Raw genomic sequence first — 24,406 nt, 5'->3', positions numbered from 1 at the left:
GGTCATCGACAAGGGAGCCGCGAACCTGCGGGGGGCCGGTCGGGAGAGGGGGCCGTGCCCGTGCCCCCTCTTCCCTGGGGAGAGCCGGTCAGAAGCGCCCCGTCAGTTGCACCGCGATTGTGCGCGGCCGGTCGACGATGCCGTTATAGGCATTGCCGGCGTTGCGCGTGATCGTCGTGGCGAGCGGCATCGAACTCGCAGTCTGCAGGATGCGCTGGTTGGTGAGGTTGCGGCCGATCAGCGCAATCTCCCATTGCCCATCGATCTGGGCGAGCGCGAGGCGCGCGCCGAGCTTGGCATAGCTGTCCTGCCGCGTGCGCGGATCGAGGTTCGCCGCAGCGATATAGGCCGATGAGAAGTCGGCGTTGAGGTTCAGCGCCACCTTCATATCGCTGCTGATCGGCGTCGTGTAATCGAGGTTGAGGTTGCCCGACCATTTGGGCGAGAGCGCGTTGCGCTTGCCGGTATAGTCGCAGAAGCCACCGGGCCCCGGGGTCTGCAGATAAAAGCATTGGCCGTTGGTGAAATTGGTGAATTTGAAGTCGAGATAGGCGACCGCACCGCTGATCGTCAGCCCGTCGGCGATCGCGGCGCGGAAATCGGCCTCGACCCCCTGCGTCTTGGCGCCGGCGGCGTTACGGACGTTGAAGTTCAGCGTGCCGTCGAAGATGTTGACCTGAAGATCGTGATATTTGGTGCGATAGACCGACAGGTTGAAGGCGATGTTGCGGCTCTTATACTTCAGCCCGCCCTCGAAATTGTCGACGCTTTCGTCGGCGAACATGAAGGCGCCGGGCTTGGCGACGGTGGTCGAGGTCGGCAGCGAGTTCGACCGGATATCGAAACCGCCGGCCTTCGTCCCCTTGGCGTAGGAAGCGTAAAGCATCAGGTCGTCGGTCGCGTCATACTGGACGTTGACCATCGGGTTGAAGCTGTCCTCGCTGAGCTTGCCCGAGATGCTGTGCGCCTCGATATTGAGCGCGCGGAACACCGCCGCGACGACCGGCGCCGGCGCGGTGCTGAGCGGCCCCTGGACGATCGCGAGGGTGCGGTTGCCGCTCTTCTTTTCATGGTTGAAGCGCGCGCCGGCGGTGATGCGGAAACGGTCGCTGAGCGCCAGTTCGCCCTGCGCAAAGGCCGAGACCAGGTCGGATTTCTGGCTGTAGTCGCGATCGTTACGGGTGTCGCCAAGCGCGCTGAACGGCGCCCCCAGCGCTAGGAAGGTCGGGTTGAACAGGGTGAAATCCTGCACGTCGAGCTTCGCATTCTGATAATAGACGCCCGCGATATAGTTGAACGTCTCTCCGCCGGGCGATGTCAGCCGCAGTTCCTGCGAATATTGGCGATAGTCCTCGCGCAAATTGGTGCCGTCGAGGAAGCTGATTCCCGAGAAGTCGACGTCGACGATCTCGCGCGTCTTGTAGTCGAGCAGCGCGCTGGTCGAGGTTAGCGTATGCTCGCCGATCTCGAGGTCCATGTTCAGCGTCGCGCCGAACACCTTGTTGCGGCTCTGATAGCCATTGTCGGCGCGGACATAGTCGGGTGTGGTGCTGACAAAGAACGGCCCCTGGAAGACGGTATTGTAGTTGCCGACCGCGCCGAACACGTCGCGCGGCTGTCCCTTCGCCTCGAAGTCGGCATATTCGAGCTTGAGCTCGGCGGCGAACGGACCGCCCTTGTCGAACTCCAGCTTGCCGCGGAAATATTTCTCGTCGACGTTCGGCTCGTTGCGGTCGAGCTTCGTGTTGTAGAAATAGCCGTCCATCGTGCGGTAATAACCGACGACGCGCGCCTCGACGCCGTCGCTCAGCGGGCGCGAGAGCACACCGTTGAGCTGAAATTCCTTGTGGTTGAATTCATACAGGCCGCTGACCGAGCCTTCAAATTCGTCCGTCGGGCTGCGCGTGGTGATGTTGACCGCGCCCGCGATGGCGTTTTTGCCGAACAGCGTCGGCTGCGGCCCGCGCAGCACCTCGACGCGCTCCATGTCGATCAGCGGCAGGCGCGAGAGCTGGTCGCGGCCGTAATAGACGCCGTCGACGAACATCGCGACCGATTGCTCGAACCCCTTGTTGTCGCCCGAGGCGATGCCGCGAATCGCGATGCGGTTGGCGATCGCGGTCTGGGTGATCTTGAGGTTCGGGACCGACGAGGAGATTTGCTCCAGGTTGGTCTGGCCGTAATTTTCGATCTGCTTGCCGCTGACCGCCGAGATCGAGATCGGCACATCGGACAGGCCCTCGGCGCGTTTTTGCGCGGTGACGATGATCTCTTCGAGACCGCCATTGTCCTCGGCCGGCGCGGCGTCCTGCGCGAAGGCGGCGGCGGGGCTGGCGAGCGCCGAAACGGCGAGCAATGCGGCATAATGGTTTTTCATCATAGTCTCCCTCCCTCCATCGTCGGCTGGCCCCGCGATGTTTTTCTGGACTTGCGACTCATACCGTCTTTAAGTATCACTATGCAAGTCAGATAATTTGAGAGAGGATTTTCGGTGCCGGGACACGGCCTTCCACCCGCGCTGACGCGCAACCTGCGGCTGCCCGCAATCGCCGCGCCGATGTTCCTCGTCTCGGGCCCCGAGATGGTGATCGCGGCGTCGCGATCGGGCGTGATCGGCAGCTTCCCCGCCCCCAATGCGCGCACGTCGGCCGACCTCGAAGATTGGGTGAGCGCGATCGACGCGGCGCTGTCGAACGATCCCGACGCGGCCGCCTGGGCGGTCAACCTCGTGGTGCATCCGTCAAACGCCCGGCTCGCCGAGGATCTGGCCTGCGTCGTGCGCCACAAGGTGCCGCTGGTGATCACCGCGCTCGGCAGTCCGGCCCGGGTGGTCGAGGAAATTCACAGCTATGGCGGGCTGGTGTTCGCCGACGTCAATTCGGTGGGCTTCGCACGCAAGGCAGCGGCGGCGGGGGTCGACGGGCTCGTGCTCGTCGCGGCGGGCGCGGGTGGGCATACCGGCGCGACGGCGGGCTTCGCCTTCGTCGAGGAGGTCCGGCAGTTCTGGGACGGCCCGCTGGTGCTGGGCGGCGCGATTTCGACCGGGCATGCGGTGCGCGCGGCGGAGATATTGGGCGCCGACTTCGCCTATCTCGGCACCTCGCTGATCGCCTGTGCCGAGAGCATGGCGGCGCCCGGTTACAAGGACATGGTCGTCGCGGCGGGGGCCGAGGATATCGTCCCTTCGAAAGGCATCACCGGGGTCACCGCCAACTGGCTGAAACCGAGCCTGATCGCTGCGGGTTACGACCCCGCGAACATGCCCGAGGACAAGCGCCCGAACTTTTCGGATGCGCAGGACGATGCGAAGGCGTGGAAAAATGTCTGGTCCGCCGGGCAAGGCGTCGGCGCGGTGCGCGGCGTCGAACCCGTCGCCGCCATCGTCGATCGCCTGACCCGAGAATATGATGCGGCCGCGACGCGCCCGCGCTTTGCCGCCGCCGACACCGTCACCGCCGAAGGAGTCATCGCATGACCGCCGAGCTTGTCGAGACGATCCGGACCACGATCCAGCCGAACGACCACCCCTATATGAAGGGCGCGTGGCGGCCTTCGTATAATGAGTGGAACGCGATCTTCGCCAATGGCGATGCTGAGGTGATCGGGACGATTCCGACCGACATCGACGGCGTCTATGTGCGCACCGGCGAGAACCAGATCCACGAGCCGATCGGGCGCTACCACCCCTTCGACGGCGACGGCTTCATCCATGCGATCTCGTTCAAGGACGGCCGCGCGAGCTATCGCAGCCGCTTCGTGCGCACCAAGGGCTTCGAAGCCGAGAAGGAGGCCGGGCATTCGCTGTGGGCGGGGCTGATGGAGCCGCCGCACAAGTCGACGCGCCACGGCTGGGGGGCGCAGGAGTGGCTGAAGGATTCATCCTCGACCGACGTCGCGATCCATGCGGGCAGGATCATCTCGACCTTCTATCAGTGCGGCGAGGCCTATCGGCTCGATCCGTTCACGCTGGAACAGCATGGCACCGAGAGCTGGGTGCCGCTCGATGGCATTTCGGCGCATTGTAAGGTCGACCTCGCGACCGGCGAGCTGATGTTCTTCAACTATTCGAAGCACGCGCCGTACATGCATTATGGCGTCGTCGGGGCGGACAATAAGCTGAAGCATTATATCCCGGTGCCGCTGCCGGGACCGCGCCTGCCGCACGACATGGCGTTCACCGAAAATTACACGATCCTCAACGACATGCCGCTCTATTGGAGCCCCGAGCTGCTCGAAAAGCGGCTGCATGTGGTGCAATTCCACCCCGACGAGAAGACGCGCTTCGCGATCATTCCGCGCCACGGCCAGCCCGAGGATATCCGCTGGTTCGAGGCCGCGCCGACCTACACGCTGCATTGGCTGAACGCGTGGGAGGACGGCGACGAGATCATCCTCGACGGCTATTATCAGGAAGAGCCGATGCCGAAATCCTATCCGAACGCGCCCGACGGGCTCGAGCGGATGATGGCCTATCTCGATCAGGGATTGCTCAAGCCGCGCCTCCACCGCTGGCGCTTCAACCTGGCGACCGGCGAGACGACCGAGGAACGGCTCGACGAGCGCGACCTGGAGTTCGGCATGTTCAACCATCGTTATGCGGGCAAGCCGTACCGCTATGCCTATAGCGCCATCCCCGAGCCCGGCTGGTTCCTGTTTCGCGGGCTGGTCAAGCACGACCTCGATGCGCGGACGAGCATATCTTACGAGTTCGGCCCCGGACGCTTCGGCAGCGAAGCGCCCTTTGCGCCGCGCATCGACGCCAAGGACGAAGATGACGGCTATCTGGTGTCCTTCATCGCCGACGTTGAGGCCGACACGTCCGAATGCGTGCTGATCGACGCCAAGAATATCGCGGCGGGGCCGGTGTGCCGGATCATCCTGCCCGAACGCATCTGTTCGGGCACGCACACCGTGTGGGCGAGCGGCGACGATATCGGGATGGGCGACAACGAAGTGCTGGCCGCCTGACGATGATCGTCGCGGGAGAGGATAAGAGACGGCGGCATCGGGACAGCGGCTGGTGGGGCGACCAGACCTTCGCCGACCTGTTCGCCGCCAATGCGGCGGCGCATCCGGGCCGGCTGGCGCTGGTCGATGCGCCCAATCGCGGCGAGTTCGCGTTCGGCGAACCGCAACGGCTGAGCTATGCCGCGCTGGCAGCGGAGATCGACCGGCTCGCGGGCGCGCTGGTCAGGGCGGGGATCGGCAAGGATGACGTGCTGCTCGTCCAGCTTCCGAACCTCAGCGAATTCGTTGCGCTCTATTTCGCCGCCGCCAGGATCGGCGCGATCGTCAGCCCCGCTGCGGTGCAATATCGCAGCCATGAGCTGAAAGGCATGATCGGGGTGGTCGAACCCAAGGCCTTCGTCTGCGCGACGACGGTCAAGGGATGCGACCATGTCGGGGTGGCTCTGCCGCTGCTGGGCGGCATTCGGCTGATGACCTTTGGTCCCGACGCGCCCGCGACCGCGCTCGACCTGTCCTCCGCCGAGGGCGATGCCGACGCGCTCGCGGCGCATGTCGCGGCGAACCCGGTCGACGCCGACGATATCTTCACCATCTGCTGGACCTCGGGCACCACCGGCGTGCCCAAGGGCGTGCCGCGCAGCCACAACCACTGGATCGCCGTCGCGGGCGCGGGCTACGAGGCGATGAAGGTCGGGCCCGGCGACATACTGCTCAACCCCTTCCCGCTGATCAACATGGCGAGCATTGGCGGCATCACCATGTGCTGGCTGACCAGTGCGGGGACGATGGTGCTGCACCATCCCTTCGACCCCGGCGTGTACCTGAAGCAGATCGCGACCGAGCGGCCGAGCCTGACGATCGCGCCGCCAGCAGTGCTCAACATGCTGCTGCAGAATGAGGCGTTGCTGGCGTCGGTCGATCTGTCGAGCCTGCGCGTCATCGCATCGGGCTCGGCGCCGCTGGCGCCCGCGATGGTGCGGGGATTCCAGCAAAAGCTCGGCATCATCATCGTCAACGTCTTCGGATCGAACGAAGGGATGAGCTTCATCACCGGCGAGGGCGACATGCCCGACCCCGACAAGCGCGCGAGCCTTTTCCCGCGTCGCGGCACCTATCAGCGCCCTTATGGCGAGGGCCGGGCGCCCAATATCGAAAGCCGGCTGGTCCCGCCCGGCGGCGGCGATGCGATCGAGGCGGACGGCGTCTCGGGTGAGTTGCAGATTCGCGGGCCGACGCTGTTCGAGGGCTATCATAACGCCCCCGAGCGCACCGCAGAGGCCTTCACCGCCGATGGCTGGTTCCGCACCGGCGACCTGTTCGAAATCGTCGAGGGCGGCGATTTCTATCGCTTCGTCGGGCGCTGCAAGGATCTGATCATCCGCGGCGGGGTCAATATTTCGCCCGAGGAGATCGATCAGTTGCTCGGCGGGCATCCGCTGCTGGCCGAGGCGTGCGTTTTTTCGCTCCCCGATCCGGTGATGGGCGAGCGGGTCGGCCTCGCTTACGTCCCGCGCGGCGACGGCGATGTCGGGATCGGCGAGGTCGCCGACTATCTGCGCGAGCACGACCTCGCGGTGTTCAAACTGCCCGAACGCCTGTTCCGCTTCGACACCTTGCCGCGCAATGTCACCAACAAGGTGATGCGCAGCGAAGTGCGCGAAATGGCGCTCGCCACTCTCGAAAAGGAAGCCTGACATGGCAAAGGACGTCTTCATCCTCGGCGGCGCGCAGAGCGATTTCGCGCGCAATATGGAACGCGAGGGCGGCGGGCTGTTCGAGCTGTTCCGCGATGTCGCCGAAGCGGCGTTCGTCGCGACCGGGATCGAGCCAAAGGAAGTCGAGACCGCCCACGTCGGCAATTTCGTCGGCGAATTGTTCGCGGGACAGGGCCAGCTCGGCGGCTTCTTCGGCCATGTCCATCCCGACCTCGCGGGCATTCCGGCGTCGCGCCACGAGGCCGCCTGCGCGTCGGGCAGCATAGCGATCCTCGCCGCCGCCGCCGAGATCGAGGCCGCGCGCTACGGCCTCGCGCTGGTGCTCGGCATCGAACTGATGCGCAACGTTCCGGGCCAGCGCGCCGCCGAATATCTCGGCGCCGCCGCCTGGGCGGGGCGCGAGGCGCAAGAAGCGCGCTACCTGTGGCCCTGGATGTTCGCGCGCGTCGCCGAGGAATATGAGGAGCGTTTCGGGCTCGACCGCGCGCATCTGCGCGGCATCTCCGCCAACAATTTCGCCAATGCGAAGAAGAACCCATATTCGCAGACGCGCGGCTGGGCGGTGACCGACGATCATCTCGGCGAGAATGATGAAGTCAATCCGCTGATCGAGGGGAGCCTGCGCAAATCCGACTGCGGGCAGGTCACCGACGGGGCGGCGGCGATCTTCCTCGCCTCGCGCGAAGTTGCCGAGGCTTATGCGAAACGGCGCGGGATTCCGATCGATAGCATCCCGCGCATCAAGGGTTGGGGCCACGCCACCGCGCCGCTGCTCTATTCGACCAAGGTCGCGGACAGCCGCGGCGGCGACTATGTCTTCCCGAGCGTGCGCAAGGCGATGATGGACGCGCTGCGCCGCGCCGAGATGCCCGACATCTACGCCTGCGACGGGCTCGAGGTACACGACTGTTTCTCGATCACCGAATATATGGCGATCGACCATTTCGGGATCACGAGGCCCGGCGAAAGCTGGCGCGCGGTCGAGGACGGCACCATTGCCCTTGGCGGCAAGCTGCCGGTCAATCCGTCGGGCGGGCTGATCGGGCTTGGCCATCCGGTCGGCGCGACGGGGGTGCGGATGCTGCTCGACGGGTGGCGGCAGGTCACCGGCAACGCGGGCGACTATCAGGTCGAGGCCGCGAAGAATTTCGCGACCTTCAACGTCGGCGGCAGCGCGACCACGGCGGTCAGTTTCGTCGTCGGCGTCTGAGGCTTTGGCCGACGTCTATCTCTACGATGCGGTGCGCACGCCGCGCGGCAAGGCGCGGCCCGATGGCGGGCTGGCGGCGCTGAGCCCGCAGGAGCTGGTGCGTCAGCAGGCGGCCGCGCTGACGGCGCGTTGCGGCGACTTCGAGCCCGAGGCGTTGATCCTCGGTTGCGTGACGCAGAGCGGCGCGCAGGGCGGGCATATCGCGATGCTGGCGAAGCTGCACGCGGGGCTGCCCGATGCCTGCGCGGCGCACAGTCTCAACAATTATTGCGCCTCCGGCCTGTCGGCGATCGGCCAGGCGGCCGCGAAGATCGCGAGCGGCGAGATCGGCGTCGCGCTGGCCGGCGGGGTCGAGTCGATGAGCGCCGCGCCCTTCCTCGGCGACCGCGCGGGTTTCTATACCAACGACGACCTGCCGCCGCGCGCGCGCTTCGTGCCGCCGGTACTCGCCGCCGACCGGCTGGCGAACAGCGAAGGCATCACCCGCGCCGAACTCGACGCCGTCGCCCTCGCCTCGCAGCAGAAGGCGGCCGCAGCGGAGCATGATCCGACTCTCCAGGCCTCGCGCATCGCAACCGGCGCGCTGACCGGCGAGGAATGTATCAGGCCGCAGACGACGGCGGAAACGCTCGCCGCCGCGCCGCCCGCCTTCGGCGCGTTGCAGGCGCAATATGCAAGCGCGCTCGACGGCGCGACCTTCGCGCCGCTGCATGCCGTCGCACACGCCCCGCCGATCTGCGACGGCGCGGGGCTGGCGCTGGTCGGCGGCGAAGGGCTCGGGCCCAAGCCGCGCGCGCGCGTGATCGCCTTCGCCGAGAGCGGCGGCGATCCGGCGGCGTCGCTGACTGCGGGCTTCGCCGCGATGGACAAACTGCTCGCGCGCGCCGGACTGTCGCTTGCCGACATGGACCGCATCGAATTCATGGAGGCCTTCGCCGTCACCATCGCCAAATTCCTGCGCGATCGCGACGCCGACTTGGCGCGCGTCAACGTCGGCGGCGGGCACCTCGCCAAGGGGCATCCGATGGGCGCGAGCGGGGCGATCCTGACCTCGTCGCTGCTCGACGCGCTCGATGCGTGCGCGGGGCGCTACGGCCTCGTCGTGCTGACCGGCGCGATGGGGGTCGGCGCCGCGATGCTGGTCGAACGCCTTCCCTGACCGGCGTTCGGCTGCGCCCGACGCCAATCCCGTTGAAACGCCCCGCGTTTCGCCGTAGCGCCCGATCAACATCCAGAGGAGGCAATCATCGACATCGGCCAGGCACAGGACGAACTTCGCGCAGCCTATCAGGGCGGCGCGCCCGGGGTTTTCATTTCGGGGCTCGCGTGGCTGGCCGCCGATGTCGCCTGGTATGTCGCGGGCAGTTTTTACGCCTTTATCGCACTGTTCATCGGCGGGGCGCTGATTTTTCCGCTGACGCTGGTGATCGAGCGCCTGCTGCGGGCGCCGCGCATTTCCAAGGATAATGGGCTGCACAAGCTGGGGCTCGAGGCGACCTTCCCGCTCTTCGCCGGGCTGCTGATCGCCTTTGGCCTGCTCCCCTGGTCGGCGAATTTCGCCTTTGCCGCGCTCGCGATCGTCGTCGGCGCGCGCTATTTCGCCTTTGCCACCCTGTATCGCGAGCGCGTCTATTGGCTGCTCGGCTCGGCGATATTCCTGATCGGAACCGGCTTTGCGGTGCAGGCCGATGCCCTGCCCGTCCATGTCACGCTCGTCGTCGGCAGCGCCGAACTGCTGTTCGCCGCGCTGCTGTTCACGCGCTGGAACGCGGCGGCCGCCTAACCGAAAACGGCGTCGGCGGGATCCTCGGCCGGGCGGCGCGCATAATAGCCGAACGCCGCGATCACGGCATAGCAAAGCGCGGGGAGCAGCAACGCCGTCGTGAGGCTGCCCGTCAGGTCGGCGAGCGCGCCGGTCGCCAACGGCACCACCGCGCCGCCGAAGATCGCGATGTTGATGATGCCCGACCCGTCCGCCGCGCGTGCGCCGAGCTTTTCGCTCGCGAGGCTGAAGATCGTCGGGAACATGATCGCGTTCATCAGCCCGATCGCGAGCAGCGAATAGGCGGCGACAGCGCCGCTGCTGTTCGTCGAGATCAGGATCAGCGCGATCGCGCCGATCGCGACCCCGGCGAGCAGCTTGCCAGGGCTGATGCCCAGATACATCAGGCCCGAGCCGATGAAGCGGCCGACCATGGCGCCGCCCCAATAGAGCGCGACCATCCAGCCGATCACCGCTTCGGGCTGGCCCAGCACGCGTTCGTGCGACAGATAGTTGATGATGAGCGAGCCGATCGAAACCTCGGCGCCGACGTACAGGAAGATGCACAGAGCGCCGAAGCGGAAGCGCTTACGGGTCAGCAGGTCGAAGCCCGCGAGCCCGGCGCTGGCTTCGTGCTTTTCGCCCTGCAGCCGGTTGCGGAACAGCCACACCGCAGCGGCAACGACCGCAAGGGCCGCCGCGATGCCGAGATAGCCGTGGACGATCGCCTGGCTTTCGGCGACGCGATAGGCGTCGAGCGCCGGTCCCGACAGGTCGGCGGCCTTCACATCCTTCAGCGACCCGAGGATCAGTCCCGCCCCGACGAGCGGGAACAGGAAGGTGCCGAACGAGTTGAACGCCTGCGCAAAGGTCAGGCGGCTATGCGCGGTTTCGGGTTTGCCGAGCAGCGAGATGAGCGGGTTGGCGACGACCTGGACGATCACCACCCCGCTGGCCAGCACGAACAGCGCGAACAGGAAAAGCCCATAGACGGCATTTTGCGAGGCCGGGATGAACAACAGGCAGCCGACCAGCATCGTCACCAGCCCGGCAACCGCACCGCGCATATAACCGATCTTCTTGACCAGCTTGGCGCCCGGGATGCCGATCACCAGATAGGCGGTGAAGAAGCAGAATTGCACCAGCATCGCCTGGGTATAGTTGAGCGTGAACAGTTCCTTGAGCTTCGGGATGATCACGTCATTAAGCGACGTGATGCCGCCAAAGATGAAGAACAGCCCGAAAACGAACAGGCGCAATTCGGGGGCGTCGACATGGCCTCCCTGCCCGGCGTGCGCAGCCGGGCCGGCGCTCGATGCGACATCTGGCGCTAGTGCCATCTAAACTCTCCCCGAATTTTTTTACTTACGCCAGCTCTGATGCGGGTCTGGTCACTTTCCCCCTGGCGGGCAAGGCAGATTCTCGCCGACCGCCTGGACATTCGTATGCAGCAATGTGGCGGTAAAACCGCTGTCGGCCCGCACTGCCAGTACAGCGCGGCGACTTGCGCTATTCGCAGTCAACATGGCCCCGGCAGGATTGCCGCTCATCGCAAAGGACCGTCTGCCGGCGGCTTAGCGGCTCCAGCGCGCGAAGATCGCGGTCGGCAGCAGCAGGCCCCTCGCCTCTTCGCGCACCGCGAGTTCGCCGCATTCGACCGTGCCGGGAAGATCGGCGAACAGCTGGTTCAGCAACTCGCCGATCGCGAGCGCCGACATGCGCACCGCATAGACGGTGAGGAACAGCGCGCGGCTGTCGGCGTCGAGCAACTGGCGGCAGTCGGCGAGCAGCGGCGCGAGCCCTTCCTCGAGCTGCCAGCGTTCGCCGGTCGGGCCGCGCCCGAATTTGGGCGGGTCCAACAAGATGGCGTCATAGCGCTTCTCGCGCCGCACCTCGCGCGCGGTGAACTTGCCGGCGTCGTCGACGATCCAGCGGACCGGCTTGTCGGCCATGCCCGCCAGCGCGGCATTTTCGCGCGCCTGCGACACCGATTTTTTCGACGCGTCGACATGCGTCACCGAGGCGCCCGCAGCGGCGAGCGCCTGGCTGCCGACGCCGGTGTAGCCGAAGAGGTTGAGGAAGGCGGGATCGGGCTTGTCGGCGACCTGTCCGCGCAGCCAGTCCCACACCGGCGCCATGTCGGGGAAGAAACCGAGATGGCGGAAGGGCGTGCATTGCGCCGTGAAGCGCGTCTCGCGCCAGCCGAGCGGCCAGCCCTCTTGCGGCACCGGCTTGTTATAATACCAGCGGCCGCCGCCATCGTCGTCCGACGCCGGAATGAATTCGCCGTCGGCGGCGTCCCATGCGTCCTGCGGAAGCGCGGGCGCCCACATCGCCTGCGGTTCGGGGCGGATGAAACGGAAACGGCCATAGCGTTCGAGCTTGCGCCCATTGCCGCTGTCGACCAGCCCATAATCGTCCCACGCCTCGCCGACGAGGGTGACGAGGGGTTGCAGATCAGCCACGCGCCGCTTCCGCGAGGACGAAGGCTTTCACCGCGTCATAGTCGCCGGGCAGCCGGGTGTAGCGTTCTTCGCGGTCGAAGAGGTTGCCGAGCCGCGCGGGCAGCGCCGGACGGACGCCGGTCGCGCGCTCGACGGCTTCGCGGAACTTGGCGGGATGCGCGGTGGCGAGGGTGACCACCGGGATGTCCGCGTCGATGTCGAGCCGGCGCGCCGCCGCGAGGCCGACGGCGCTGTGCGGGTCGATGACCTGCCCGCCCTTTTCCTGCGCCCAGCGCAGCGCGAGCGACATCGAATCGCCGTCGATGCTGGCGCTGGAGAACAGCCCGCGCGCCCCGCTGAGCATGTCGGCGGGGATCGTCATCGCGCGATTGCGGTCGAACTCGCCCATCATGCCGGTGATCGCCGCGCCGTCGCAGCCCGACAGGTCGAACAGGAGTCGTTCGAAATTGCTGCTGACCTGAATGTCCATGCTCGGCGTCGCGGTCGGGGTGACCGTGCCCGCGCTATAGTCGCCGCTGGTCAAAGCGCGATGGAGGATGTCGTTGACGTTGGTCGCGACGACGAGCCGCGCGATCGGCAGGCCCATGCGCGAGGCGACATAGCCCGCGAAGACATCACCGAAATTGCCCGTCGGCACCGAAAACGCAACCGGGCGGTCGGGGCCGCCGAGGCGGACGGCGGCGTAGAAATAATAGACGACCTGCGCCATCAGCCGCGCCCAGTTGATGCTGTTCACCGCCGACAACGTAACCTGGCTGCGCGCCTCGGCGTCGCCGAACAGCCTTTTCACCATCGCCTGCGCATCGTCGAAGCTGCCGTCGATCGCGATATTATGGACGTTGGGGGCGAGCACCGTGGTCATCTGGCGGCGCTGGACGTCGCTGACCCGGCCTTCGGGATGGAGCATGAAGATCTGGATATGCTCGCGCCCGGCGACCGCCTCGATCGCCGCCGAACCGGTGTCGCCCGAGGTGGCGCCGACGATCGTGATGTTGGTGTCGCCGCCAGCGAGAAATTTCTCGAACAACTGGCCGAGCAATTGCAGCGCGACGTCCTTGAACGCCAGCGTGGGCCCGTGGAACAGCTCGAGCAGCCAGTGGCGATGGTCGAGCTGGACGAGCGGGGTCACCGCATCGTGGCTGAACCGGCCATAGGCCGCCTTGCACAGCTGACGCAGTTCATCCTCGGACAGCACGCCCGCCACAAAGGGGCTCATCACCCGCACTGCGGTTTCGACATAGTCGAGACCGGCGAAGGCGCGGATCTCTTCGAGGCTCAGCTGCGGCCATTGTGCGGGCACATAGAGCCCGCCGTCGCCGGCCAGACCGGCAAGGGTTGCGGCACGAAAGTCGAGGGTCGGCGCGGAGCCGCGGGTGCTGATATATTCCATGGCGGCCCAGCGCCTAGCGGGCCAAGGTCAAGGCCGCAAGCGGCGGCGCACGGCGAGGATATAGATGATCAGCGCGGCGGCGGCGAACAGGAACCATTGCCCGGCGTAAGCGAGGTGATTGTTCGGCGTGTCGGCGGCCGAGGGCACCGCGCTGGGATGGAGGCCCGGCGCAGGCACATCGGCGACGAGCATCGCGCGCGCGGGCATGGCGTTGCCGGTCAGCCGTTCGACCAAAGTCGGCTGTTCGGGGCCGGGAACGATGGTGCCCTGCACCGTGCCGCCAGCCCATTTGGGCGGGGTGAAATCTTCGGCGGTGCCGACGTCGACCAGCACCCCCGGCCCCTCGGCGCCGGTGCGGCAGTCGGCGATCATGCGAATGCCCTGCGCGCCCTTGCGGTCGGTGCCGCTGCGCTGGTCCCAACGCACGGGTTCGAGGCAGGTGACGCTGCTCTTGCGATAGAGCATCGCGTCGGGAACCGGCGGCAGTTCGGGATAGGCGACGGTCGCCGACATCGCGGTGTTGCGCTGGTAGAGCGCGATCAGCGCTTCCTTCTGCTGCTTGCGCTGCAATTGCCAGACGCCGAGCGCGATCATCGTCGCCACGGCGGCGAGTACGATGATCGTCGGGACGATCGGCCAGCGGCGGGTCGGCGCGGGCGTTGCGGCGGCGGTCGGTTCGTCAGTCATGCGGTTTGTCCACCCGGCCCTCGGCCGCCTGTCGTTGATGCTCGCTGGCAAGCAGCGCTCCCTTGGCGATGCGCAGGCCATAGATGACCGCCGCGACGGTCAGCGGCACCCACAGGATGACATGCACCCACAGGGGCGGCTGGACCGCGAAATCGAGCAGGAGCGCGGCGACGATCAGCAGCGCGCCGATGATCAGGGTCAGGAAGGCCGCGGGGCCATCACCGACATTATAGCGCCCCGAATCGAAGCCGCACGATGGACAGCGATCACGAAAATTCGCCGCGCCTTCGAACAGTCCCGGCGTCCCGCATTCGGGGCAGAGGCCAAAAAGGGCAGCGCGCCAGAGTGGCGGCTGCCCCTTTTGATGTTGGTCGGTGCCCGGCAACTCAGTGCGCGGCGACAGGTGCGCCCCAGCCGCCCCAGACATAGACGATGATGAAGAGGAACAGCCACACGACGTCGACGAAGTGCCAGTACCAGGCCGCGGCTTCGAAGCCGAAATGCTGGGTCGGGGTGAAGTGGCCCTTGTAGGTGCGCGCGAGGCAGACGATCAGGAAGATCGTGCCGACCAGAACGTGAAAACCGTGGAAGCCGGTCGCCATGTAAAAGGCCGAGCTGTAGTTGATCTGGCCGAAGGCGAAGGGCGCGTGCGCATATTCATACGCCTGGATCGAGGTGAAGATCATGCCGAGGATGATCGTCGCCCACAGGCCCTTTTTCAGGCCCTCGCGGTCGCCATGGATCAGCGCATGATGCGCCCAGGTGATCGTCGTGCCCGAGCAGAGCAGGATCAGCGTGTTGAGCAAAGGCAGCGAGAAGGCGTCGATGACATGGATGCCCTTCGGCGGCCACATGGTGATCGCGGTCGCGCCGTCCTGGCCGAACAGCGAAGTTACCGCGCCATCGGCGAGTTCGACGGGCACCGGGAAGAGCGAGAAATCGAACCAGGCCCAGAACCAGCCGACGAAGAACATGACTTCGGACGCGATGAACAGGATCATGCCGTAACGCAGGTGCAACTGGACGACCGGGGTGTGGTCGCCGGCATGGGCTTCGTTGATGACGTCCGACCACCAGCTGAAGAAGGTGGCGATCACGCCCATGAAGCCGAGCCCGAGGACCCATTTGCCGGCGCCGCCGAAATAATCGGCGTGCATCGCCATCACGAGCCCGAAGAACATCGTCAACGCGGCGACCGAGCCGATCAACGGCCAGACGCTGGGGTTTACGAGGTGATAGTCATGATGTTTGGCACCGGACATGGCGTGTTTCCCGTTTTTAGCAGCCCCGACGTCGCGATTCCCCATCGCCCGCCAGCTTGTTAAGACTCTTGTTCGCGGCCTTAGCTGGCCTTTTTAGCCTCGTCTACAGGGTGGAAGGTGTAGCTGAGCGTGATTTCCTGAATGTCGCGCGCGTCGGGGTCGTCCATGATCTTGGGATCGACGAAAAACAGCACCGGCATGCGGATTTGCTGCCCCGCTTCCAACCGTTGTTCGGTGAAGCAGAAGCACTGGATCTTGGTGAAATATTTGCCCGCAGCGTCGGGGGTGACGTTGAAGCTGGCGGTCCCGGTCACCGCGTGCGGCGAGTTGTTCTCGGCGATGAAGATCGCCATGTCGCGCGCGCCGATGCTGACCGTGTCGGTCGGATGTTCCGGATAGAATTTCCACGGCAGCTTCGGCGAGACATTGGCGTCGAAGCGGATCGACATCGTCTGGCTGAGCACCTGCGGCTCGGCGGCGGCGGCGACCGGGTCGTAACGCTGGGTCGTGCCGCCGAAACCGGTGACGCGGCAGAACAGATTATAGAGCGGCACGGCCGCAAACCCGAGCCCGACCATCGACAGCGCGAGCAGGCCCGCAAGGCTGGCGGTCTTCGCATTGGGGGACAGGCGCGCGATCATGTCAGGCCCCTCACTTCAGGATCGTCATCTTGGCGATGGTGATGAAGAAGAACAGCAGCGCCAGCCCGATCAGCAGCACCGCCATCAAATTCGCGCGGCTGCGCTGGCGGCGCCGATATTCGACCTCGTCAAAGGGTTCGGGGAGGTCGGGAGTCTGATCGGTCATAGGGGCCACCAATGGTCGGCAACGACGGCGCCGAACAATATGAAAAGATAGGCGATCGAAAAGGCGAACAGGCGCTTTTCGGGTTTCATGCCGTCGCCGTCGCGCGTCGTGCGGGTGCCGACCTGAAGCGACAGCAGGACGAATATCGCCGACAGGAGGACAGCGGTCCAGCCATAGAGCGCGCCGGTGTAGCCGAGCGGCCAGGGCACGATCGCCGCCGCCGCCATGATCAACGCATAGAAGAAGATCTGGCGCCGCGTCGATTTCTCGCCCGCGACGACGGGCATCATCGGGATGCCGGCGGCGGCGTAATCGGACTTCATAAACAGCGCGAGCGCCCAGAAATGCGGCGGCGTCCACAGGAAGATGAGCAGGAACAGCAGCACCGGCAGCGGCGCGAAACTGCCCGTCGCGGCGAGCCAGCCGATCAGCGGCGGAAAGGCCCCCGCCGCGCCGCCGATCACGATATTCTGCGGCGTCCTGGGCTTCAGCCACATCGTATAGACAAAGACGTAGAACAGGATCGAGACGAGCAGCAGCAGCGCCGCCTGCCAGTTCGACGCAAAATACATCAGGAAGATCGAGAAGGCGGCGAGCCCGACGCCGAATTGCAGCGCGGTCTGCGGATCGAGCCGTCCGGCGGGAAGCGGCCGCCCGGCGGTGCGCTTCATCTTGGCGTCGAGGCCGGCCTCATACCATTGGTTGAGCGCGCCCGACGCCCCTGCCCCCAGCGCGATCGCCAGGATCGACGAGAAGGCAAGCACCGGATGCACCTCGCCCGGCGCCGCGAGCAAACCGCACAGCGCGGTGAAGACGACAAGCGACATCACGCGCGGCTTGGTCAGCGCGAACAGGTCGCGCCAATCCGCCGGAAGCGGGAGTTCGCCGTGGGTCAGGCTCTGCGCCATGTCTACTCCGGCCCGAAGGGGAGACGCCCCCTGCCGAAGTCAGCAGGGGGCGCAACCGATCAGGCGATACGCGGCAGTTCGTTGAACTGGTGGAACGGCGGCGGGCTCGACAGCGTCCATTCGAGCGTCGTCGCGCCTTCGCCCCACGGATTGTCGGCGGCCTTCTTGCCCGCGAACAGCGAGTAGCCGATGTTCAGGAAGAAGAAGATCATGCCGACGCCCATGATCACATAGCCCCATGACGAGACGAGGTGCCAAAAGGCATAGGCCTCCGCATAGTCGGGATAACGGCGCGGCATGCCCTGCTGGCCCAGGAAATGCTGGGGGAAGAACATGACGTTCACGCCGATGAAGAAGACCCAGAAGTGCAACTGTCCGAGGAACTCGTTGTACATCCGGCCCGACATCTTCGGGAACCAGTAATAGAAGCCGGCAAAGAGCGAGAAGACTGCGCCCAGCGACAGCACATAGTGGAAGTGCGCCACGACATAATAGGTGTCGTGATAGACGGTGTCGACGCCGCCATTGGCGAGCACGACGCCGGTCACGCCGCCGACGGTGAACATGAAGATGAAGCCCATCGCCCAGACCATCGGGGTCTTGAAGGTCAGCGAACCGCCCCACATCGTCGCGATCCAGCTGAAGATCTTGATGCCCGTGGGAACCGCGATGACCATCGTCGCCGCCGTGAAGTACATCTTGAGGTTCACGCTCATGCCGACCGTGAACATGTGGTGCGCCCACACGATGAAGCCGACGACGCCGATCGCGACCATGGCATAGGCCATGCCGAGATAGCCGAAGACCGGCTTTTTGCTGAAGGTCGAGATGATCTGGCTGACGATGCCGAAGCCCGGCAGGATCATAATATAGACTTCAGGATGGCCGAAGAACCAGAAGAGATGCTGGTAGAGCACCGGATCGCCGCCGCCCGTGGCATCATAGAAGGTGGTGCCGAAATTGCGGTCGGTGAGCAGCATGGTGATCGCGGCGGCCAGAACCGGCAGCGCGAGCAGCAGCAGGAAGGCGGTGACGAGGATCGACCACACGAACAGCGGCATCTTGTGCAGGGTCATCCCCGGCGCGCGCATGTTGAAAATGGTGGTGATGAAGTTGACCGCGCCCAGGATCGACGCCGCACCGGCAAGGTGGAGCGAGAAGATCGCCATGTCGACCGCCGGCCCGGCAGAGCCACTCGTCGATAGCGGGGCATAGACCGTCCAGCCGGTACCGGCGCCATGGCCGCTGCCTCCGGGAACGAAGCTCGACCCGAGCAGCATGATGAAAGCAACGGCGGTGAGCCAGAAGCTGACATTGTTCATGCGCGGGAAGGCCATGTCGGGCGCGCCGATCATCAGCGGTACGAACCAGTTGCCGAAGCCGCCGATCATCGCGGGCATGACCATGAAGAACACCATGATCAGGCCGTGGGCGGTGATCAACACGTTCCACAGATGCTTGCCCTGCACTTCCGACGCGCCGGCGTCGAGGAACTGCGCCCAGCCGGTGAGGTACTGGATGCCGGGATGCGCCAGTTCGAGGCGCATCAGGCCCGACAGCGCGCCGCCGACGATGCCGGCGAAGATCGCGAAGATCAGGTAAAGGGTGCCGATGTCCTTGTGGTTCGTCGACATGAACCAGCGGACGAAGAAGCCCGGCGTGTCGTGGCCATGGTCGTCATGCGCGTGGTCGGCATGGCCATGGGCGGGTGCAGTTGCAGCAATATCGGTCATCTGTCGGACCCCTTGTTATTTCTTGGCGGCCGGGGCGGCGGCGGGCGCCGCTGCGGGTGCAGTCTCGGTCGGAGCGGCGGCGGGGGTTGCAGCCGGAGCGGCGGTTGCCGCGGCGGGTGCGGCCGGAGCCGGCGCCGCAGCGGCGGGCGCCGCGGGCTTCGGCGACGGGTCGCCGCCCTTCGAGCGGACCCAGGCTTCCCATTTGTCGACCGGCAGCACTTCGACCGCGATCGGCATATAGCCATGGTCGACGCCGCACAGCTCCGAACACTGGCCGTAATAGACGCCGACCTTGGTCGGGGTGAAGGTCGTTTCGTTGGCGCGGCCGGGGACCGCGTCCATCTTGGTCCAGAAGGCCGGAACCGCGAAGCTGTGGATCACGTCGGCACCGGTGATGATCAGCTTCACCTGGCGCCCGACGGGAACAACCATGCGGTTGTCGACGGCGAGGTGATAGGGTTCGCCGGCGGCCTTGGCCTTGTCCTCGGGCAGGATCTTCGAGACATATTCGCCAATGCCCTGGTCGGGATAGGCATAGCCCCAATACCATTGGTAGCCGGTGACCTTGATCGTCAGCGCTTCCTTCTTCGGCGGCTCATATTGGGCGGCGAGCAGGCGGATCGAGGGAACCGCGATCACCGCGAGAATCAGCACCGGGATCGCGGTCCAGATGATCTCGATGAAGGTGTTGTGCGTCGTTTTCGACGGGACCGGGTTCGCCTTGGCGCGGTAGCGCACGATGACCCAGAGCAGCAGCCCGAGCACGAAGAGCGTGATGATCGTGATCACCGGGAGCAGGATCATATGGTTGAACCACTGCGCCTGTTCGCCGATCGGCGTCACCTGCGGCTGGAAGTCATAACCCGCATCGATCGGCTGGCCGACCCCGGGGGTGGGCTTCATCGGCACATAGGTCGCGTCGCCCGCGGGAACGGCCGCCTTGGCCGCATCGGCGGTGGTCGCCGCAGCAGCGGCCGCATCGGGAGCCGCCGGAGCCGGAGTCGCCGTGGTCGTTGCTGCAGGAGCGGTGGCGGGAGCCGCCGCCGGAGCCTGCGCCTGACCGACGCCCGCCACGCCGAGCGACAAAACCGCCGCGATTACAAGGGTTTTCAAGCTCTTCATAAGGATAGTGCCGCCCGTTGCCTGTTGTTCTATTTACCACCCAACCCCCGGAAAAACGGCCGGACATGCGTCGCGGCAGCCGTTCCGCAGGCTGAATCTTGCGGGCGCTATAGACCCGCTTGCCGCTTGCCTCAAGCATCTCTAACACTATTTTACGGCTGGCAAATTCGCCCGGCCCAAACCTCGTCGTTCCCGCAGGACGACGCCCTGAAAAAAAGACCCATTCTCCCATGACCGACGACGAAATCCTGGCCGAATTCCGCGCCGCCGACGCCCTGCTGCAGGGGCATTTCCTGCTCTCCTCAGGCCGCCACAGCGAATATTATCTGCAATGCGCGCGCGTGCTGATGGACACCGAGCGCGCCGGGCGCCTCGCGATCGCGCTCGCCGCCAAATTGCCGCGCGAGCTGAAACAGGCGATCGACATCGTTGTGTCGCCCGCGATGGGCGGCGTCATCATCGGCCATGAAATGGGCCGCGCGCTCGGCAAGCCGGCGATTTTCGTCGAGCGCCCGACCGGCACCTTCGAACTGCGGCGCGGTTTCACGATCGCCGAGGGCGCGAAAGTGCTGATGGTCGAGGATGTCGTCACCACCGGCCTGTCGTCGCGCGAGGCGATGGCGTGCGTCGCGGCGGCGGGCGGCGAAGTGATCGCCGAAGCGGCGCTCGTCGACCGCTCGGCGGGGTCGGTCGATCTGGGGGTTCCCTTTTACCCGCTCGTCGCGATCAACTTCCCCACCTATGCCGAGGACGAACTGCCGCCCGAACTGGCGGCGACCAAGGCAATAAAGCCAGGGAGCCGCGCGAATTGAGCAGCCGTCTACGTCTCGGGGTCAACATCGACCATGTCGCGACGATCCGCAACGCGCGCGGCGGCGAACATCCCGATCCGGTGCGCGCGGCGGAGATCGTCGCGGCGGTCGGCGGCGACGGCATCACCGCGCATCTGCGCGAAGACCGGCGCCATATCCGCGACGACGACCTCGCCCGCATCCAGGCGGCGACCGACCTTCCGCTGAACCTGGAGATGGCGGCGACCGACGAGATGGTCGCGATCGCGCTGCGCCACGCGCCGCACGCCGCCTGCATCGTTCCCGAAAAGCGCGAGGAGCGCACGACCGAGGGCGGACTCGACGCGGCCGGGCAGCACAACCACCTCGCCCCCATCGTGGCGCGGCTCAACGACGCGGGCATCCGCGTCAGTCTCTTCATCGAACCCGACCCGCGCCAGATCGAGGCCGCGATGCGGCTGCGCGCGCCCGTCGTCGAATTCCACACCGGCCGCTATGCGCATGTCGAGGGCGAAGAACGCGCCGCCGAACTGCGCCGCATCGCCGACGCCGCCGCGCTGGCGTGGAAGAATGGCATCGAGCCGCACGCCGGCCACGGGCTGACCTATGACAATGTCGTCCCGATCGCCGCGATCCCGCAACTCGCCGAACTCAACATCGGCCATTATCTGATCGGCGAGGCGATCTTCACGGGCCTCGAAGATGCGGTGCGCCGGATGCGCGACCTGATGGACGAGGCGCGGTAGATGCACCGGAGCGCACGCACCGCTCTGTTCGCCGCGATGCTCCTCATGTCGCATCCCGCGCAATCGCGGTCGCTGACAGGGCCGCCTCCCTTTCTGGGCGTTTCGACCTTGCAATATATGTGCGACGAAAAATTCGAGCAGTCCGAGGACCCGGCTTCGCGCCGGTACGCCGGCGAATGCCGCGGCTATATCCGGGCGATCGTCGATCGCTATTTTGCTACCGAACTTACCCTGAAAGAGGGGCAGATCATGCCGTCATGCGACTGGAGCAAGACGACCGACCTGCTGATCGCCGACGTTCGGGAAAGCGTGAACGGGCCGATCCAATATGGCTGGCACTCCCCGGCCGAGTCGTGGCTGCGCGACCGGCTCAAGAAAAGATGCGAGGCGTAGGCGATGATCATCGGCCTCGGCTCCGACCTCTGCAATATCGAGCGTATCCAGAATTCGCTCGACCGCTTCGGCGAGCGGTTCGAGAAGCGAGTCTTCACTGACGTCGAGCGCGCCAAGGCGGCGCGGCGGCCGTTCACCCGCGCCGGCACCTATGCCAAGCGCTTCGCCGCCAAGGAGGCTTTCTCCAAGGCCGTCGGCACCGGGTTCAAGCGCGGCGTGTTTATGAAGGACATCGGCGTCGTCAACGCGCCCTCTGGCGCCCCGACGCTCGCGCTGACCGGCGGCGCCGCCGAACGGCTCGCGGCGATGATCCCGGCCGGACATAGCGCGCATATCCATCTGACACTGACCGACGACCATCCCTGGGCGCAGGCGTTCGTCATCATCGAGGCGATCAAGGACTAAGCATGGCAAAGGACAAGACCAAGGCGAAGGGCGAGGAAAGCTGGGGCAAGTTCATCCGCGACATCGCGGTGATCCTGCTGCTCGTGCTCGGCATCCACAGCTTCATCGCCAAGCCTTTTTACATTCCGTCGGATTCGATGATGCCGGGGCTGCTGAGCGGCGACCGGCTGATCGTCAGCAAATATCCCTATGGCTGGTCCTACGCCTCGATCAGCTTTCACCTCGCGCCGAAATTCGCGGGGCGACTTTTCGGCAAGCTGCCCGAACGCGGCGACATCGTCGTGCTCGAGCATCCCGGCGACCGTACCGACTATATCAAGCGCGTGATCGGCCTGCCCGGCGACACGATCGAGATGCGGGACGGCGCGCTGTTCATCAACGGCAAGGCGGTGAAGCGCGAAGTCCAGCCGTCGCTGATCATCCCGATCGACGCCAACACCCCGTCGCACAGCGAAACCGGCGGCAGCGCGCTCGACATCTATGCCACCAAGGACGCACAGGGGCGCGCGGTGCTGGAAGTGCCGATCGTCCGCGAGACGCTGCCCGGCGGCGCGACCTTCGACACCATCGACATGGGCGATCGTCCCGATGTCGATAATTATGGCCCGAAGCTCGTCGAGGCCGGGCATGTCTTTCTGATGGGTGACAACCGCGACGGCAGCGCCGACAGCCGCGTTCCGGTCAGCTCGCTCGGGCTCGGCGGGCCGGTGCCGTTCGATGCGATCGCGGGGCGGGCGGAGATCATCACCTTCTCCACCGACGGGACCGCCAAATGGTATAATCCGCTGAGCTGGTTCCAGGCGTTGCGGTCGGGCCGGGCGGGAACCGATCTGACGCCCGCGCATAGCGGCAAATAGACGGGGAGTAACCGGCATGGCGGACACCGACGCACGGGCGAAAGCCAGGGCCAGCGCCGAAGCGCCGGGTCCGACCGAAATCCGCAGCGACCTGGTTCGCGACGAATTGCTGAAGGCCGGCGTGTGGCTCGGCCTCGCACTGCTCGTCGGCGTGTGCATCATCCTGATCCAGCCGATCCTGCTGATCTTCGCCGGCATCGTGATGGCCGCGATGCTCGACGGCGGCACCCGCCTGTTGGGCCGGGTGCTGCCGATCGGGCGCGGCTGGCGACTGCTCATCGTCTGCCTGTCGCTCGTCGCCTTTCTCGTCTGGACGGTGATGTTCGCGGGTTCGCAGATCGCCGACCAGGCCGCGACCCTGCAAAAGGTCGTGATGGGACAGGTCGAGCGCATCGCCGCCTGGGCCAGCGCGCACGGCATGGGCGACCTTCAGATCGACACCAAGACGATCACCGACAATCTGGCGGGCACCGTCGGGCGCGTCACCGCTGCGGTTGGAACGGTGCTCGGGGCGCTGACGAGCGTCGTCATGGTGCTGGTGCTCGGGGTGTTCCTCGCGATCGAGCCCAGGCTCTACGAACGCGGCGTCGCCTGGATGCTGCCGATGAAGAGCCGCGAAAATTTCTACATCACCACCGCGCGCATGGGCTTCACGCTGCGCCGCCTGATGGCCGGGCGCCTGCTCGGCATGGTGGTCGAAGGGATCGGGACCTGGCTCGCCTGCCTGGCGGTCGGCATCCCGATGGCGGCGCTGATGGGGCTGCTCACCGGGCTGCTCGCCTTCATCCCCAATATCGGCGCGATCGTGTCGGGCGTGCTGCTGGTGCTGGTCGGATTCTCGGCGGGGACCGACACCGGGCTCGCCGCCATCGCCATCTATTTCATCGTCCAGACCGTCGACGGTTACCTGATCGTGCCGATGGTCGCCAAGCAGACCGTCGACCTCGCCCCCGCCCTCGTCCTGGGCGCGCAAATCCTGTTCGGGGCGCTGCTCGGCATCATGGGCCTGTTCCTCGCCGACCCGATCGTCGCGATGATCAAGGTCGCGCTGGAACGCGAGGCCGAACGCAATGCGGGGCCACAGGTGAAGAAGAAGGCGGCGGGGTAGCGGGGTAGCGGGGGCGGAGTTGCCGCTCCACGTCTCGTCACCCCGGGCTTGACCCGGGGCCTGCCTTGTCTTTGATC

24 protein-coding genes are annotated in these 24,406 nt (G+C 65.9%); 12 read left to right on the top strand and 12 right to left on the bottom strand.

Annotated features, from left to right (window positions below):
* Positions 1 to 88 precede the first annotated feature (88 nt).
* Positions 89 to 2,380: a TonB-dependent receptor gene (locus tag ACREB7_RS01170; protein WP_431590477.1), complete on the bottom strand. Its 2,292-nt coding sequence runs from the start codon at positions 2,378 to 2,380 to the stop codon at positions 89 to 91.
* Positions 2,381 to 2,491: 111 nt separating this feature from the next.
* On the opposite strand from ACREB7_RS01170, the gene ACREB7_RS01165 reads away from it, so the two are divergent.
* From ACREB7_RS01165 to ACREB7_RS01140, 6 genes are all read left to right on the top strand, one after another.
* Positions 2,492 to 3,475: an NAD(P)H-dependent flavin oxidoreductase gene (locus ACREB7_RS01165; RefSeq protein WP_431590476.1), complete on the top strand. Its 984-nt coding sequence runs from the start codon at positions 2,492 to 2,494 to the stop codon at positions 3,473 to 3,475.
* Positions 3,472 to 4,968: a carotenoid oxygenase family protein gene (locus tag ACREB7_RS01160; protein WP_431590475.1), complete on the top strand. Its 1,497-nt coding sequence runs from the start codon at positions 3,472 to 3,474 to the stop codon at positions 4,966 to 4,968. The genes ACREB7_RS01165 and ACREB7_RS01160 overlap by 4 nt, the downstream gene beginning before the upstream one ends.
* A gap of 2 nt (positions 4,969 to 4,970) precedes the next feature.
* The gene (locus tag ACREB7_RS01155) at positions 4,971 to 6,662 is read left to right on the top strand and encodes a class I adenylate-forming enzyme family protein (RefSeq protein WP_431590474.1); all 1,692 of its coding nucleotides are present in this window, start codon (positions 4,971 to 4,973) and stop codon (positions 6,660 to 6,662) included.
* A gap of 1 nt (position 6,663) precedes the next feature.
* Positions 6,664 to 7,893: an acetyl-CoA acetyltransferase gene (locus ACREB7_RS01150; protein WP_431590473.1), complete on the top strand. Its 1,230-nt coding sequence runs from the start codon at positions 6,664 to 6,666 to the stop codon at positions 7,891 to 7,893.
* Between the two features lie 4 nt (positions 7,894 to 7,897).
* On the top strand, positions 7,898 to 9,052 hold the full coding sequence (locus tag ACREB7_RS01145; RefSeq protein ID WP_431590472.1) for an acetyl-CoA C-acyltransferase: 1,155 nt from the start codon (positions 7,898 to 7,900) through the stop codon (positions 9,050 to 9,052).
* A gap of 84 nt (positions 9,053 to 9,136) precedes the next feature.
* Positions 9,137 to 9,676 (top strand): DUF7010 family protein, encoded by a 540-nt coding sequence (locus ACREB7_RS01140; RefSeq protein WP_431590539.1) that lies wholly within the window; start codon positions 9,137 to 9,139, stop codon positions 9,674 to 9,676.
* Here ACREB7_RS01140 and ACREB7_RS01135 read toward each other — a convergent pair.
* The 11 genes from ACREB7_RS01135 to coxB form a co-directional block, all read right to left on the bottom strand.
* Positions 9,673 to 10,995: a sugar MFS transporter gene (locus tag ACREB7_RS01135; RefSeq protein ID WP_431590471.1), complete on the bottom strand. Its 1,323-nt coding sequence runs from the start codon at positions 10,993 to 10,995 to the stop codon at positions 9,673 to 9,675. The genes ACREB7_RS01140 and ACREB7_RS01135 overlap by 4 nt on opposite strands.
* 234 nt (positions 10,996 to 11,229) lie before the next feature.
* On the bottom strand, positions 11,230 to 12,120 hold the full coding sequence (locus ACREB7_RS01130; protein ID WP_431590470.1) for a class I SAM-dependent methyltransferase: 891 nt from the start codon (positions 12,118 to 12,120) through the stop codon (positions 11,230 to 11,232).
* On the bottom strand, positions 12,113 to 13,510 hold the full coding sequence (gene thrC, locus ACREB7_RS01125) for a threonine synthase (protein ID WP_431590469.1): 1,398 nt from the start codon (positions 13,508 to 13,510) through the stop codon (positions 12,113 to 12,115). Before thrC ends, ACREB7_RS01130 begins: the two co-directional genes overlap by 8 nt.
* A 27-nt stretch (positions 13,511 to 13,537) precedes the next feature.
* Complete coding sequence (locus ACREB7_RS01120) at positions 13,538 to 14,197, bottom strand: SURF1 family protein (RefSeq protein ID WP_431590468.1); 660 nt, start codon at positions 14,195 to 14,197, stop codon at positions 13,538 to 13,540.
* Complete coding sequence (locus ACREB7_RS01115; RefSeq protein WP_431590467.1) at positions 14,190 to 14,582, bottom strand: DUF983 domain-containing protein; 393 nt, start codon at positions 14,580 to 14,582, stop codon at positions 14,190 to 14,192. Before ACREB7_RS01115 ends, ACREB7_RS01120 begins: the two co-directional genes overlap by 8 nt.
* Before the next feature lies 1 nt (position 14,583).
* Entirely contained in the window at positions 14,584 to 15,459 is an 876-nt protein-coding gene (locus tag ACREB7_RS01110) for a cytochrome c oxidase subunit 3 (protein WP_431590466.1), read from the bottom strand.
* Positions 15,460 to 15,539: 80 nt separating this feature from the next.
* On the bottom strand, positions 15,540 to 16,100 hold the full coding sequence (locus ACREB7_RS01105; protein ID WP_431590465.1) for a cytochrome c oxidase assembly protein: 561 nt from the start codon (positions 16,098 to 16,100) through the stop codon (positions 15,540 to 15,542).
* Between the two features lie 10 nt (positions 16,101 to 16,110).
* Positions 16,111 to 16,266 carry a hypothetical protein gene (locus ACREB7_RS01100; RefSeq protein WP_431590464.1) on the bottom strand — a complete coding sequence of 52 codons (156 nt, stop codon included), beginning with the start codon at positions 16,264 to 16,266 and terminating at the stop codon, positions 16,111 to 16,113.
* The gene (locus ACREB7_RS01095; protein WP_431590463.1) at positions 16,263 to 17,174 is read right to left on the bottom strand and encodes a heme o synthase; all 912 of its coding nucleotides are present in this window, start codon (positions 17,172 to 17,174) and stop codon (positions 16,263 to 16,265) included. Before ACREB7_RS01095 ends, ACREB7_RS01100 begins: the two co-directional genes overlap by 4 nt.
* A gap of 59 nt (positions 17,175 to 17,233) precedes the next feature.
* Positions 17,234 to 18,907: a cytochrome c oxidase subunit I gene (ctaD, locus tag ACREB7_RS01090; protein ID WP_431590462.1), complete on the bottom strand. Its 1,674-nt coding sequence runs from the start codon at positions 18,905 to 18,907 to the stop codon at positions 17,234 to 17,236.
* A 15-nt stretch (positions 18,908 to 18,922) separates the two neighbouring features.
* A complete protein-coding gene (gene coxB, locus ACREB7_RS01085) occupies positions 18,923 to 20,029 on the bottom strand; it encodes a cytochrome c oxidase subunit II (RefSeq protein WP_431590461.1) in 1,107 nt (368 codons plus the stop codon).
* 230 nt (positions 20,030 to 20,259) lie between these two features.
* On the opposite strand from coxB, the gene pyrE reads away from it, so the two are divergent.
* From pyrE to ACREB7_RS01055, 6 genes are read left to right on the top strand one after another with little or no spacing between them, the layout of a single operon-like run.
* A complete protein-coding gene (gene pyrE / locus ACREB7_RS01080; protein WP_431590460.1) occupies positions 20,260 to 20,841 on the top strand; it encodes an orotate phosphoribosyltransferase in 582 nt (193 codons plus the stop codon).
* Positions 20,838 to 21,566 (top strand): pyridoxine 5'-phosphate synthase, encoded by a 729-nt coding sequence (locus ACREB7_RS01075; protein ID WP_431590459.1) that lies wholly within the window; start codon positions 20,838 to 20,840, stop codon positions 21,564 to 21,566. Before pyrE ends, ACREB7_RS01075 begins: the two co-directional genes overlap by 4 nt.
* On the top strand, positions 21,567 to 21,959 hold the full coding sequence (locus ACREB7_RS01070) for a hypothetical protein (RefSeq protein WP_431590458.1): 393 nt from the start codon (positions 21,567 to 21,569) through the stop codon (positions 21,957 to 21,959). It begins immediately after the preceding gene.
* Positions 21,960 to 21,962: 3 nt separating this feature from the next.
* Positions 21,963 to 22,364, top strand: coding sequence for a holo-ACP synthase (gene acpS / locus ACREB7_RS01065; RefSeq protein WP_431590457.1), 402 nt, complete (start codon positions 21,963 to 21,965; stop codon positions 22,362 to 22,364).
* A 2-nt stretch (positions 22,365 to 22,366) separates the two neighbouring features.
* Entirely contained in the window at positions 22,367 to 23,221 is an 855-nt protein-coding gene (gene lepB, locus ACREB7_RS01060; RefSeq protein WP_431590456.1) for a signal peptidase I, read from the top strand.
* A 16-nt stretch (positions 23,222 to 23,237) separates the two neighbouring features.
* Positions 23,238 to 24,329, top strand: coding sequence for an AI-2E family transporter (locus tag ACREB7_RS01055; protein WP_431590455.1), 1,092 nt, complete (start codon positions 23,238 to 23,240; stop codon positions 24,327 to 24,329).
* The last annotated feature ends 77 nt before the right edge of the window (positions 24,330 to 24,406 follow it).

Source organism: Sphingopyxis sp. (genome assembly GCF_050725615.1).
In the GTDB taxonomy this organism is placed as follows: Bacteria; Pseudomonadota; Alphaproteobacteria; order Sphingomonadales; family Sphingomonadaceae; genus Sphingopyxis.
Note: the sequence above shows the minus strand (reverse complement) of the source record. Positions and strands in the feature narration are given on the sequence as shown.

Coding starts and splice junctions, on each gene's coding strand:
- ACREB7_RS01170 (WP_431590477.1), bottom strand. CDS start 2,380: ATGATGAAAAACCATTATGCCGCATTGCTCGCCGTTTCGGCGCTCGCC.
- ACREB7_RS01160 (WP_431590475.1), top strand. CDS start 3,472: ATGACCGCCGAGCTTGTCGAGACGATCCGGACCACGATCCAGCCGAAC.
- ACREB7_RS01155 (WP_431590474.1), top strand. CDS start 4,971: ATGATCGTCGCGGGAGAGGATAAGAGACGGCGGCATCGGGACAGCGGC.
- ACREB7_RS01150 (WP_431590473.1), top strand. CDS start 6,664: ATGGCAAAGGACGTCTTCATCCTCGGCGGCGCGCAGAGCGATTTCGCG.
- ACREB7_RS01135 (WP_431590471.1), bottom strand. CDS start 10,995: ATGGCACTAGCGCCAGATGTCGCATCGAGCGCCGGCCCGGCTGCGCAC.
- thrC (WP_431590469.1), bottom strand. CDS start 13,510: ATGGAATATATCAGCACCCGCGGCTCCGCGCCGACCCTCGACTTTCGT.
- ACREB7_RS01120 (WP_431590468.1), bottom strand. CDS start 14,197: ATGACTGACGAACCGACCGCCGCCGCAACGCCCGCGCCGACCCGCCGC.
- ACREB7_RS01110 (WP_431590466.1), bottom strand. CDS start 15,459: ATGTCCGGTGCCAAACATCATGACTATCACCTCGTAAACCCCAGCGTC.
- ACREB7_RS01105 (WP_431590465.1), bottom strand. CDS start 16,100: ATGATCGCGCGCCTGTCCCCCAATGCGAAGACCGCCAGCCTTGCGGGC.
- ACREB7_RS01100 (WP_431590464.1), bottom strand. CDS start 16,266: ATGACCGATCAGACTCCCGACCTCCCCGAACCCTTTGACGAGGTCGAA.
- ACREB7_RS01095 (WP_431590463.1), bottom strand. CDS start 17,174: ATGGCGCAGAGCCTGACCCACGGCGAACTCCCGCTTCCGGCGGATTGG.
- ctaD (WP_431590462.1), bottom strand. CDS start 18,907: ATGACCGATATTGCTGCAACTGCACCCGCCCATGGCCATGCCGACCAC.
- coxB (WP_431590461.1), bottom strand. CDS start 20,029: ATGAAGAGCTTGAAAACCCTTGTAATCGCGGCGGTTTTGTCGCTCGGC.
- pyrE (WP_431590460.1), top strand. CDS start 20,260: ATGACCGACGACGAAATCCTGGCCGAATTCCGCGCCGCCGACGCCCTG.
- ACREB7_RS01070 (WP_431590458.1), top strand. CDS start 21,567: ATGCACCGGAGCGCACGCACCGCTCTGTTCGCCGCGATGCTCCTCATG.
- acpS (WP_431590457.1), top strand. CDS start 21,963: ATGATCATCGGCCTCGGCTCCGACCTCTGCAATATCGAGCGTATCCAG.
- lepB (WP_431590456.1), top strand. CDS start 22,367: ATGGCAAAGGACAAGACCAAGGCGAAGGGCGAGGAAAGCTGGGGCAAG.
- ACREB7_RS01055 (WP_431590455.1), top strand. CDS start 23,238: ATGGCGGACACCGACGCACGGGCGAAAGCCAGGGCCAGCGCCGAAGCG.